Annotated in this window: 19 protein-coding genes; all 19 read right to left on the bottom strand. The window is 27.8% G+C overall.

What is annotated here, in order from left to right; all coding sequences use genetic code 11:
- Positions 1-443 precede the first annotated feature (443 nt).
- Positions 444-1211 (bottom strand): tetratricopeptide repeat protein, encoded by a 768-nt coding sequence (locus B3B03_RS02440; protein WP_346876398.1) that lies wholly within the window; start codon positions 1209-1211, stop codon positions 444-446.
- A 24-nt stretch (positions 1212-1235) separates the two neighbouring features.
- Positions 1236-1577, bottom strand: coding sequence for a hypothetical protein (locus B3B03_RS02435; protein ID WP_346876397.1), 342 nt, complete (start codon positions 1575-1577; stop codon positions 1236-1238).
- A gap of 181 nt (positions 1578-1758) precedes the next feature.
- Positions 1759-2061: an immunity 53 family protein gene (locus B3B03_RS02430; RefSeq protein WP_346876396.1), complete on the bottom strand. Its 303-nt coding sequence runs from the start codon at positions 2059-2061 to the stop codon at positions 1759-1761.
- 202 nt (positions 2062-2263) lie between these two features.
- Positions 2264-2521: a hypothetical protein gene (locus tag B3B03_RS02425; protein ID WP_346876395.1), complete on the bottom strand. Its 258-nt coding sequence runs from the start codon at positions 2519-2521 to the stop codon at positions 2264-2266.
- Positions 2500-2643: a hypothetical protein gene (locus B3B03_RS02420; protein ID WP_346876394.1), complete on the bottom strand. Its 144-nt coding sequence runs from the start codon at positions 2641-2643 to the stop codon at positions 2500-2502. Before B3B03_RS02420 ends, B3B03_RS02425 begins: the two co-directional genes overlap by 22 nt.
- Before the next feature lie 761 nt (positions 2644-3404).
- Positions 3405-4070 carry a hypothetical protein gene (locus tag B3B03_RS02415; RefSeq protein WP_346876393.1) on the bottom strand — a complete coding sequence of 222 codons (666 nt, stop codon included), beginning with the start codon at positions 4068-4070 and terminating at the stop codon, positions 3405-3407.
- A gap of 419 nt (positions 4071-4489) precedes the next feature.
- Positions 4490-4921, bottom strand: a complete 432-nt coding sequence (locus tag B3B03_RS02410) for a hypothetical protein (RefSeq protein WP_346876392.1) — start codon at positions 4919-4921, stop codon at positions 4490-4492.
- Between the two features lie 97 nt (positions 4922-5018).
- Positions 5019-5240 (bottom strand): hypothetical protein, encoded by a 222-nt coding sequence (locus B3B03_RS02405; protein WP_346876391.1) that lies wholly within the window; start codon positions 5238-5240, stop codon positions 5019-5021.
- A gap of 448 nt (positions 5241-5688) precedes the next feature.
- A complete protein-coding gene (locus B3B03_RS02400) occupies positions 5689-5931 on the bottom strand; it encodes a hypothetical protein (RefSeq protein WP_346876390.1) in 243 nt (80 codons plus the stop codon).
- A gap of 21 nt (positions 5932-5952) precedes the next feature.
- Entirely contained in the window at positions 5953-6156 is a 204-nt protein-coding gene (locus B3B03_RS02395; protein ID WP_346876389.1) for a hypothetical protein, read from the bottom strand.
- Between the two features lie 276 nt (positions 6157-6432).
- Entirely contained in the window at positions 6433-6864 is a 432-nt protein-coding gene (locus tag B3B03_RS02390; protein WP_346876388.1) for a hypothetical protein, read from the bottom strand.
- Positions 6865-7128: 264 nt separating this feature from the next.
- The gene (locus tag B3B03_RS02385; RefSeq protein ID WP_346876387.1) at positions 7129-7377 is read right to left on the bottom strand and encodes a hypothetical protein; all 249 of its coding nucleotides are present in this window, start codon (positions 7375-7377) and stop codon (positions 7129-7131) included.
- A gap of 53 nt (positions 7378-7430) precedes the next feature.
- On the bottom strand, positions 7431-7646 hold the full coding sequence (locus B3B03_RS02380) for a hypothetical protein (RefSeq protein WP_346876386.1): 216 nt from the start codon (positions 7644-7646) through the stop codon (positions 7431-7433).
- A gap of 218 nt (positions 7647-7864) precedes the next feature.
- A complete protein-coding gene (locus B3B03_RS02375; RefSeq protein ID WP_346876385.1) occupies positions 7865-7999 on the bottom strand; it encodes a hypothetical protein in 135 nt (44 codons plus the stop codon).
- 385 nt (positions 8000-8384) lie between these two features.
- Positions 8385-8711, bottom strand: coding sequence for a hypothetical protein (locus B3B03_RS02370; protein WP_346876384.1), 327 nt, complete (start codon positions 8709-8711; stop codon positions 8385-8387).
- A 5-nt stretch (positions 8712-8716) separates the two neighbouring features.
- Positions 8717-9565 carry an RHS repeat-associated core domain-containing protein gene (locus B3B03_RS02365; RefSeq protein ID WP_346876513.1) on the bottom strand — a complete coding sequence of 283 codons (849 nt, stop codon included), beginning with the start codon at positions 9563-9565 and terminating at the stop codon, positions 8717-8719.
- Positions 9566-10163: 598 nt separating this feature from the next.
- Positions 10164-10451, bottom strand: coding sequence for a hypothetical protein (locus tag B3B03_RS02360; RefSeq protein WP_346876383.1), 288 nt, complete (start codon positions 10449-10451; stop codon positions 10164-10166).
- Between the two features lie 284 nt (positions 10452-10735).
- Complete coding sequence (locus B3B03_RS02355) at positions 10736-11071, bottom strand: hypothetical protein (RefSeq protein WP_346876382.1); 336 nt, start codon at positions 11069-11071, stop codon at positions 10736-10738.
- A 13-nt stretch (positions 11072-11084) separates the two neighbouring features.
- Positions 11085-11345, bottom strand: coding sequence for a hypothetical protein (locus B3B03_RS02350; RefSeq protein ID WP_346876381.1), 261 nt, complete (start codon positions 11343-11345; stop codon positions 11085-11087).
- Positions 11346-11665 lie beyond the last annotated feature (320 nt).

Here is an 11665-nt window from a genome sequence, read left to right as displayed (position 1 = left end):
TTCCATTAGTTATTTCTTCATAAGCTACCTTGTTTCCTTCTGATATATAATCATATTTAGCTCCATCAGCTAGTTTTTCTATTATACCATTCAATACAATATAATTAACTTTTACTTTAATTTACCTAAAAAACATCAACAAGTATCAGAACATGTCGACGTTTTTCATTAGCTTTAATAAGCTATTGTATCAAATTTTCACTACCTAAGTTATAATTTCCTAGGATAGTGCCCTAGAATATTTATTCTGGTATTCAATTTGCATTTTAAGGTACTTTTTCGCTTATAAATTATCGTTTAATGCACTTTTATTATTATGAGTTGAGTAATAAAACTAATATTAATATGAAATAATACATCTTAAATATGAAACTAATCATAAAATATTCTTCAGTAAGTTTTTCATAATTAATACCTCTATTTTATAAATTAATAGTTTTATTTTACTCTCTCAACTTTAAACTTAAAATTTTAAGAAGTTTATTTGCAAATGTATTATCTGAATCAATAATCAATGCCTTCTTGCACCATACATAGGAATTCTTAAAGTCAAGTATTTTATAATAACAATGAGCAATATCTAGTACATTATCAATATCGTCAGGTTGTAAAATACTAAAAGCATATAGTTCTTTTAGTGCTCTTTCATAGTCATTCATTTCAATATGTACTAAGGCTTTATTCTGTATAGCTTCTACACACTCTCTGTCATATTTGTATGAATGGCTAAACGATTCTAATGCTTCTTCATATAATTTTAACTCAAAGCAACATATACCTAAATTTAAATAAGTTTCTGACTGCTCATTGTCTATTTCTAACGACTTTTTATAATACATCTTTGCCATTTCTAACTCACCAACCTGTTGATGATATACTCCTAAGTAATAATAACCATCTTCACTATATGGATTTATAGTAATTGCTTTTTTAAAGTTATCTAATGCAGTATCAAGCTCACCTAACTTCATGTAGGCTCTACCTAAATTAAAAACTGGTCTCTCTGAATTAGGACAATCTTCTATTATTGAGTTAAATATTTTAATGGCTGCATAATAATCTTTGATTCCTAAATAACAGCATCCGATATAATTTAAACAATCGTTAGACTTATTTATTTTATAGCAGTTCTCAAAATATTCTATTGCCTTCTCGTACTCTCCAATAATGTAATATTTCTCGCCCATATCGAAATTTTCTTCAAAATTCAATTGTCAGCACCTCCTCTTTAAACATCAATATCCTCCAAATGCTCTTATAATTAAAGCTCCTCCAGCAGTTATTGTAATTCCATCATTTGCAATGCCTAACCCGCCAGTAGCTACATCTTCAACTATAGTCCCACCTATTATTGCTATACCTGCGCCTACAAGTACAATTTTCTCTACAGGACTTATATAAAATTTGTGAAAATTTCCATTAACTAAATCGTCATAAGCCTTATTATTATAATTGGCATCACCATTTTTCTTCTTACTATTATGCAACTCTCGTGATTTCTGTTCCCGCTCCTTCGAGCCTCTTTTACCTAATGCACTATCTATATCTCGTTTTCCTTCTATATAATTTTCTAACATTCAATATCTTGTATAATTACTTTATTTTTATAATTCTATTCATAATCAAAATATCTTTAAAAATACTAGTATTTTTAAAAAGATAAAAAACGCCAACAGATATTCTAGTCTGACGACGTTATACTATTACTTTTCTAACTTACTCTTAGCACTTTTGTTCTTATATATTTATACTACTTTATTAATGATATTTTTTATTTTCAGTTGCCCATTGCCTAAATATTTTTAGTATTTCTTCTAACTTATCTGTACTACCTCTTCCCCTAAAAATTCCATCTACAACACTGCAATGAATCCAATTAAAATCATCAACATAGATTTGAACTGTATTAAATTGTACATCTTCTAAATAAGTATCCACCAAATCTATATCTACTTTCCATCCTGGATTATCAATCGTATCTATTTTTATTCCATAATAGTGTTCCCAATCACCATCACAATTGCTTTTGTACCATTCACTTAACCATGCTATCATATTCATCTTATTTACACCTCTTTATATTATTAATTTGTTAATGGTTGCCTGGAATTTCCCAAGGTAAAGGACGTCTAACCCCTCCTGGCACTGTCTTATCATGCACATGCGGCATAAGATTCTCTCCAGTAATAGAATTCTTATGTGACTTACCAATTCCATCATATCCTTTCTCTAACTCAAGCCCTGTAGAATTATTTAGATTTGGTTACCATATCTTATAATTAGTTATCTCTCCTGTATTAGGATTCTGCTTAAATGTACTATGTGACCCTTCCACCTTAATATCTGATTTAAGTTTATTTTTAGCTCTCTCTTGTTTTTCTGGCTTTGATTTATTATTTGAACTATTATTTGTGGTGTCGCTACTAGAAAAGGTTATAATATTCCAAATAGCTACTATTGTTCCAACAGTGCCATACCATGCTACTTTTACAGTGTCTGCTAAAGCTCCACTACCAACCATAGCAGCAGCCCGAAACCGCCTCTACCACCATATTCATTTGACATATAATATGACAACTCTAATAGGTCTTTAAAAATTACGGGATTATTAGCACAATATGCAAACATATTATGAGATAACATACCTTGCCCTGTAGATACTAACCCATCTTCATTTAAGACTCTTCCCCACTCAGTATTATATGTTTTGATTGTAAGTATTAATATTCAGTATATATCTATAGGGATTCTTTTCTCTTAAGGCCTTAAGTTACACTCCGATTTTAAATTTAGTTAGTGGAACTTACTCATTTGAATGAATATGAAAAGGAGTTTCCTTTTAATCCACAGATATTAATTTGCCCCAGGTGCCATAAATATAAGAAACAACTTGTTTTCCAATAGAATTTATTATTTCTATGATATCACTCTGTGAATTTCTAATGTAGAAATACTCTTTACCATTTAGAGTAAAACCTACTAAACCATTAACACCATAGGCATATACTATCTTATCTGATGGCTATATCCCTAAGTTTTACTAAGAGTTACTGCGCCCTAGATAACGATTTCTACACAACTTTCCTTAGTTAATTCTTCATAAAATACATCATTTCCTTCTAAGGTATATTTAAATTTAACATCAAAATTCAAGGACTTAGTTATTGAAACTTACTTATACCATTTAAAGTAAAATTTACGTAGAAATACTTTTAAATCTTTTTATATAAAACTAAAATAACTAATTAATTCTATGGTATATAAAATAAATGAAATTCCAGTATATTAGGTATACCGAAATTTTATTTCTAATTTTTTATTAAGTATAATACTTCTAAATTGTAACTATATTTTTAATAACACCCTTCTTATACATCATATATATAAGTTTTTATCATATTAATTTAATATGTTTTGGGGAATTTTTTATCCTTAACACTATACAAATAGTTAGATATTGCTATTATATAAACAATACTTAAACATACAGTAACTCCTATCAAAAAAATACCTGAAATAAACTCATTTCCATTACCTTCTTCAATTATTATTGGACTAGAGTCTATAACTTTAGCAATTGTTAATAATATTGCAGTTACAATTAATGAAACACTTAAATCTCTCTTTATATATCTTCCATGGGTACCTTTTTTAACACTGCTAATATAGTCTTCATTTTTTACTATTATTCTTTTGTAGAAAATATATAAATTTACTAATATATAGTTTGAAAATATTATTATTTTTGTAACTGTGCTTTCTAATGTTAAACAATTTACTGCAAGAAGATATAATGATAGTGCTACTAGAATTCCTTGTATTGGAATTAAAATATAATCACTTTTATATATTCTTTTCTTATTAAAGCTTAATATTATAGTTATTATATTTAGTATTAAAGTAAGTACTAATAATACTGGGGCTATTCTATGGTACACTTCATCATCACTACTTAACATCAAATTAAAAAATATACTTCCTACCATAAATCCTATTGAAATAAAAACATTTAATTTCTTTAAATCTCTAATTTCCATCTCATCTACTTGTTTAATTTTAGCTGATTTCATTTTTTCCTCCTTCTAAAACCCTGATATAACTGAGTTCTTTAGATTGGTTATTTTATTTTCTAACAAACTTGATGCTCCATAACTAATACTAGATGCTAAAAGAGCAGTCCCCATAATGGAGCTGTTATTCCTAGGTAAGCTACTCCCGCTGCTATAAATACTGTTGTTGCTGTCCCTATTGCTATATCTGCAAAAGTATCCACTGAACATCCTATTGTAGTATGATTAATCTATATTTTTCATTACTAACCTAATAGAAAAAGTGACAGCATTCAATTATACTAATAACTATCACTTTTTTCCATAAGTTTTTTATTCTATTTATGTAGTAATTCCGTTATTAACCCTTCACTATTTTAAAGTTTACTTTTTTTACTGCTACTCTAATACATACATTACTTATTAAATAATTTTATAGTTTATTCCTGATTGTTAAAATATTTAATATTTAGCTTAGTTGCAAGATTTTTAATGTCATCATAAAACTGTTCACTCTCTATATTAACAATATTAAACTTATGATTATCTTCCGCTGTTTTTATATAAATGTATTTTACCACCCCCTGAATCCTGCTCCCCGTAAAAGAATTACCAATTTTTATTTCCACTATATTTTCTAATGGAATTTGTATCTTTTTTATAAATGATTTATAGAGTACAATTTCTTCATCAGATATTACTAATTTATAATTATTATAACTTGCTACTAGAATTATTACTGTTGCTATTATACTAATAATAATAGCACTTATCTTAGAAATATTTGTTGTATTAACAAAAATTATAGTTCCAATAATAGACATTATAATCCAAACAACTATATCTTTAATAACTGAATATTTATTGTTCATAGATCCTAATTCTCCCTTTTAATTTCTATTCTAAATTACAATTTACTTCATATTAATCTCTAAACAACTTATATTTGTATAACTTTAATGGTATCTTTTAATTAATTCCCATTGATGGAGCACTAATTATTGGTTGACATGTCCAATCAACCATAATTTGAATGTTTTCTGGCATATAATCATAAGCATCCTTTAATCCTCCAGATCCTATTCCAACAATTGCTCCCCATGGTTGTGGTATAAAATTAGAGCCTAGAGATACAACAGAAATTTGACGTTTAAACCAAGATTTTTCTGTAGCAAAACTTTTTATATCCATAAAATAGGATTATAATATCTTAAATGTACATTCATTATTTCTTCATTAAACGCTCTTTTTCCTTCTATATAATTTACTAACAAGTAATATCATATAAAAAGAAAAAGTGATAGTTATTCCACTTGATTGGAACAACTATCACCTTCATAAGTATTTTCCTTTTATTTTTAAAATTACTTATTTTTATTTTATAGATACATAGGTTACTTCTTAAATCTCCATTTATACTAATTTAGGGATTGTATAAAAATGCCTACTTTATACTTTATTTATGTTTCCCTATATAATATACTTAAAATCGGGTGTATCACATATACTTTACGCAACCAACTTCATAATACTCCTTTATTTACCACATTAAATTTTTTCTAGATATTTCTTTCGAAGCTTTATATAGTAAATTTTTCTTTATAAAAATATATTTTAAAAAACAATTAATTTTTCTGTATTATATTTTCATTAAATATAATACTATTTCTATAATAAATTTAATTATTATCATTCCACAACCATATATAGAAAAACCACATAGTAATCTGAGCCAATTCATCATGAACTTATCTTTACCAATATATTTTTTTGATTTAAGAGATTTAGAGCTTTCCTTAAATCCAACATAAGAAAGTAAAAAAATCATCAACATTAACATAGTATAAGCAATTTTTAATAAAATATCTCCTACAATATTCACGATAACCTCCCCATCTAGTTGTTAATGTAATTTAATTAAAATTAAATTAGATATAACCGTATATATGATTATAATAATAATATACACTAATCCTATCTTTAATTCTTTCATTTTAACTTTCTCTCCACTTGGCAACCCCTTCATAATATGCTGTACAGCTTTAAATGTTAAAATTATACATGGAATTGTAATAAATATAATTATTAATCCAACTTTTATATTCATAATTGATATACTACCTCCTTAAATATCCCCCATTTTAGTATTACTTAACTAATGTTTAATCCAGACTTTTAATGATGTTTCTAGACCTAAAATTTAAAAAATTCTCCTATATAATGTATAATTATAATATTATTTAATACGAAAAATAGAGATAGGAATCACTCCTGTCTCTCACATAATAATTGGTATAAATCAAATTCCTACTTATATTTTTCAGAATAGTTATATGTAACTTTAAGTAGCAACTAAGCTAGTTGATACTTATTTTATTGAATACTAACTATTAATTATAGATGGGATAGGAATTTGATATCTTTTAAATAATCCAACTATGAAATTTCTTTCTTCATTTGTTATATTCTTATCATAATATAGAAATAACTCCCTCCCATTTCCAATTACTTCTTTTATGGATTGCACGGTGTAAATAGCATTGAAGAATATATTTTCATCTGCTATGCTATAAAATCTTGGTAGTTTATCAATCTTAACTTCAACAAGATTTTCTTTTTGTTTTGTATTTTCTTCTGTTTTGCTTTTGTTTAGGTTTATAAGCAAACTTTCAACTAACAAAAAAGCCCTTTCTTGAGTTGAAGCTTTTCTCCAATCATCATCAAAACAATCACTAGGCTGATTGTATTTATATATTTCTCCCGGAACTGAAAAAATTATATCCTGAATTTTTTTTAATAATTCATCGCTGTTCATTTTAACCCCTCCTAAACATGTGTTTTTATGGACAAGCAACATTTGCCGGATTACTTTTCATTTGTTACTTTAATAAAAAAAGTTATAGCATTCAATTATAGAATCACTACCACCTTTTTTACATATACTATTTATTCCATTTATCCAGTAATTCCTTTATTCTTACATCTATAAAAACCTCTGAATTATCCTTTGTTCTTTTATATACGATTCTTACTATATCTCTATATACTTTTACTTCATAGCTATAACCATATCGTAACTTTAAGTAAGTAAATCTATTATCTTTAGCATTAAGTTGCTTATAAATATAATGCTAAAAACAATAAAAACTAATGCTAGAACCTTATAATAATTAATCCAAAACTTATATAATACTTCAGAACTTTTTTCTCTTGGTCTTTTAGATAAATCTTTAAAGAATACCCATACAACTAACATTAATATAAATAATAATATTATGTATGTTACATTAATTAAAATTTCTACAACTACTTGATTTATATTTATCACCTCTCATGTGCAGCAAGCACTATCAAATTATAACACTAACTCTTCATTTTATATTACCTTCTATTATTCAAATAATAAGTAACTATAGCAACATATATAACTGTTATAACTAAATATTTTACTCCTTTCTTAAGTTCCTTTTTTCTTTCATATTTATCCAAATTGTTACCAAAGGATGTAACTGTCCTTAGAATAGGAAAGACCCATTTGTAATTTAAATATATACTTATAATAAAAATTATACTATTTACTATATTGTTTTTGCTCATACCTTATATCCTCCATACCGCTATTTAATTTTTTTATACCTTAATTCACAAAATTCATACAGAGTTTTTATATACTTATTACACCTATATCTGTATCATATCTATATCCTCTATATCTATAAGGATTCTTTTCTCCTAATGCCTTAAGTGACACTCCGAATTTTAATTTGGTTAGTGGAACTTACTCATTTGAATGAATCTGAAAAGGAGTTTCCTTTTTAATCCACAGATATTAACTTACCCCAAGTATCGTAAGTATAAGAAACAACTTGTTTTCCAATAGAGTTTATTATGCCTATAATACCACTCTGAGCATTTCTAATGTAGAAATATTCTTCAGTATCATTTAGCACGAAGCCTACAAGGCCTTTATCTCCATAGTTATATAAAATTTTATCTCATGGCTAGTACCCCTAGATAACGATTTCTAACCTTCTGTGAGAGAAACCCATCCTCCCCATAAGCTAAGAACTCTGTTACTCTCATTACTTCCATATAATTATTTCTTCATATACTACATTATTTCCTTCTATTGATATTATAGTTCCTTCATATTCACATTTAAATATATCAATTGTAGATTGTTACTTTTTATATTAGACTTATCATTAAAAGCCAGTAAAGTGAACTACTCACTACTACTGACTTTTAATAATTATTTATTTAATTACAATTATAATTTAATCTTAATAATGATAAATGTTACTCCTTATGATGCATTCTTTATCACTCTGCCTATCATTTTCTATATTTAGGTGCAATTTTAGCTATTATAGGCATAATAATAAATACTAATACTATTCCAGCTCCTACAATATATATATTATCTAACAACATGCCAATAAATCCAATTATACCTGGTAACATTACACCTAATAATAGTAATGCTAGAACATACTTTTTCATACATAGAATAAATAATATAATACATATTCCAATTATAACTGATATTCCTCCAATCATTATTCTTGCATTATTTCCATATTTCTCAGATAACGCTCTAATAATTAGCAAGCTAAAAAGACCCATTGCTGCACCCATCTTTGGAATATTCTTTTTATCCACATTAATCACCTCCCATTGATATTATCTTTTATTCTATTCGTACCCCAATCTATAAGTACAGTGACTGAAGTTGTAGCTATAAATGTTGCACCTGTCACGGCCCAAACTGGAGCACTTACTGTCATTAGTGCTGCAACTCCCACTCCAATTGCCCATCCTGCACCAATTCCTACAACTGTAGCACCTAAATCAATAAATCCACCAGTAACGTCTCCTTTGATGAAGCTGTTGATTGCAGAATATGCACCTATACCAATATCTCCAACATAACCTAATGCCTTTTTACCCAGACTTTTGGAAAAACTTTTTCCAGCTACATTTACTCTAAATGCTGGTCCAAATGCTTTTATGTCACAAATTTTTCTATAACCAGTGTTAATTAGCTTACCAACCTTACTGCCAATATTATCTGCTATACTTCCGCCTGTAGCTTTAATTCCACTGACCCAATAGTTAAAACCTGAATTTCCATTTGATGTTGAACTACCTTTGTTAGCATAATAATTATTCATGACTTTATAAGAAGCATCTCTCATTGCAGCTGTTTCTTCTCCTTGAGTATACATAGGTCTAAAACCATTAGGATCTTTTGATATAACAGGATTATTATTACAATAAGCAAAAGTATTATGTGATAACAATTCACCTATACTACCACCAATAGCATCTGCATTCAAGAATCTTCCCCACTCAGGATTATAATATCTTGATTGTAAGTAGTAATATCCAGTCTCTGTATCATATCTATATCCTCTATATCTATAAGGATTCTTTTCTCCTAAGGCTTTATCTCCTGTTATAGATCTTAATTTACCCCAAGTATCGTAGGTATAAGAAACAACTTGTTTTCCAATAGAGTTTATTATTCCTATGATATCACTTTGTGCATTTCCAATGTAGAAATACTCTTTACCATTTAGAGTAAAGCCTACTAAACCATTATCACCATAATTATAAAAAATCTTATCTGATGGCTAGTATCCCTAAGTTTCACTAAGGGCTACTACGCCCCTAGATAACGATTTCTAACCTTCTGTGAGAGAAAACCATTTTCACACAAGCTAAGAACTCTGTTAATCTACATTACTTCCATTAGTTATTTCTTCATATACTACATTACTTCCTTCTAGTGTGTACTTATGATTTACTCCATTTACTGTTTTTTCTGTTCTTATTTCATCACTATTATACTTATAACTAATGTTTTTACTATTTCCTGTTATAGAGTATAATGTTCTTCCACCTTCCCATTTAAAGGTATAGCCATCATAAGTTAATGGATTTCCTATTGCATCATAGGTTATGGCTTTTCCATTGTAAGAGGTTAACTTATCCGATGGCTTACTAGCTCTAAACCTCCAATAAATTGAAGTTAAGAACTAGTACATCCCTGGATAACGATTTCTAAGCTTCTGCTCGAAAAAATCATTCTCACAGAATCTAAGAACTCTGTTAATCCTTCCAATTATTATCACCATAGCTATAATCTACAGCTTTAGTTGCTGCTCCTAGTGTTTCGTTACTTGTTAGTGCATATTCTGTAACCTTTAGAATGTTTCCGCTTTGATCATAGGTATAGGCTAGAGTTTTATTAAGTTCTCCATTATCTTCTCTTACAACCTGTCCTAAACTATCATAATAATACTTTATTACTTTACTATTATTTACTGTTTCAATTCTTCCTAAGTCGTCATAGGTATATTTTATTTCACTATTGCCATTTTTTATTGATGATACCATTGAAGTTGTTGAACCTGCATAACCAGCTTTGTATTCATACTCTGTATTAAATGTTTTTCTATTATCTAGGTTTAATATTTTAGATTTAGTTCGTCCTATAGTGTTATGGCTATAAGGTAAGTTTTTTTTAATAATATTCTCTTATCTTTAGAAACTAAAATATCCTATAGAATTAGCTTATTAGTCAAGTTATTCTATAGGATATTTATTAATTAATCTAAAATTTTTGATTTATAGTATATTATAAATTTTTTAAAGTACTAATATTTATAATTATAATACTTTTAAGAACGATATTTATCTTTCAATTTAGGTGTAACTTTAATCATTATAGGTAATGCAATCATTAATGATATAAGTCCCACTCCACCTACATATAGATTATCAATAAATATACCTATAAACATAATTATGCCTGGTAATACAATAGGTAATAGTATTAGTGCTTCTAAAAACTTTTTCATTATTATTATTATAATCATTGATATTACTACTAATGTCAAAGCTACTGAAGCAAGTATAATACTTCCACTATTTCCATATCTAGCAGTTAAAATTCTATTTATGACAATGCCAAAAAAAACTCCCATTATTCCAACATACTTCACCTTATCTTTCAAACAAATCACCCCCTTAGAAATATTCTTTTATTTTATATGAAGCTTTATCAATTAAAATACCTGCGCCAATGCTTAATCCAAATCCTACGGCTCCTACTGCTACTGCTGCAAGTCCTGTTGCACCAGCTACTATATCAATTACTCCACCAGACGTATCGCCTTTATCAAAACTACCTTTTGCATTCCATGCCGTCATTCCAACCGAACCTACAATACCTAACCCTTTCATTGCTGCTTTGGCTCCTTTGCTATATTTAGTAACATATTTACCCATTGTTAAATAATCTAGATCCTTCCAAACCTTTTTTCCTTTTATAAAAAAACTCGCTGCCCATCCACCTACTTCATCTATTGCTCCTGAAATTCATCCTTGAATAGCACTTTCTTTATAACTGAAGTTTGAACTACTTTTACCTTTACTTTTAGTAGAATAATAATTATTCATAACCTTATAAGAAGCATCTCTCATTGNNTAAGCAAATATATTATGTGATAACAATGCACCTACATCTCCACCAAGAGCATCTATATTTATAAACCTTCCCCACTCAGGATTATAATATCTTGATTGTAAGTAGTAATATCCAGTCTCTG

It is taken from the genome of Clostridium sp. UBA5712, from assembly GCF_002419845.1.
GTDB lineage: Bacteria > Bacillota > Clostridia > Clostridiales > Clostridiaceae > Clostridium_J > Clostridium_J sulfidigenes.
Note: the sequence above shows the minus strand (reverse complement) of the source record. Positions and strands in the feature narration are given on the sequence as shown.

Bases quoted from the DNA above. Each gene is read 5' to 3' on its own strand.
- B3B03_RS02435 (WP_346876397.1), bottom strand. From the start codon at position 1,577: ATGTTAGAAAATTATATAGAAGGAAAACGAGATATAGATAGTGCATTA.
- B3B03_RS02430 (WP_346876396.1), bottom strand. From the start codon at position 2,061: ATGAATATGATAGCATGGTTAAGTGAATGGTACAAAAGCAATTGTGAT.
- B3B03_RS02425 (WP_346876395.1), bottom strand. From the start codon at position 2,521: ATGGTTGGTAGTGGAGCTTTAGCAGACACTGTAAAAGTAGCATGGTAT.
- B3B03_RS02420 (WP_346876394.1), bottom strand. From the start codon at position 2,643: ATGTTATCTCATAATATGTTTGCATATTGTGCTAATAATCCCGTAATT.
- B3B03_RS02415 (WP_346876393.1), bottom strand. From the start codon at position 4,070: ATGAAATCAGCTAAAATTAAACAAGTAGATGAGATGGAAATTAGAGAT.
- B3B03_RS02410 (WP_346876392.1), bottom strand. From the start codon at position 4,921: ATGAACAATAAATATTCAGTTATTAAAGATATAGTTGTTTGGATTATA.
- B3B03_RS02405 (WP_346876391.1), bottom strand. From the start codon at position 5,240: ATGGATATAAAAAGTTTTGCTACAGAAAAATCTTGGTTTAAACGTCAA.
- B3B03_RS02395 (WP_346876389.1), bottom strand. From the start codon at position 6,156: ATGAATATAAAAGTTGGATTAATAATTATATTTATTACAATTCCATGT.
- B3B03_RS02390 (WP_346876388.1), bottom strand. From the start codon at position 6,864: ATGAACAGCGATGAATTATTAAAAAAAATTCAGGATATAATTTTTTCA.
- B3B03_RS02380 (WP_346876386.1), bottom strand. From the start codon at position 7,646: ATGAGCAAAAACAATATAGTAAATAGTATAATTTTTATTATAAGTATA.
- B3B03_RS02360 (WP_346876383.1), bottom strand. From the start codon at position 10,451: ATGGTATCATCAATAAAAAATGGCAATAGTGAAATAAAATATACCTAT.
- B3B03_RS02350 (WP_346876381.1), bottom strand. From the start codon at position 11,345: ATGGGTAAATATGTTACTAAATATAGCAAAGGAGCCAAAGCAGCAATG.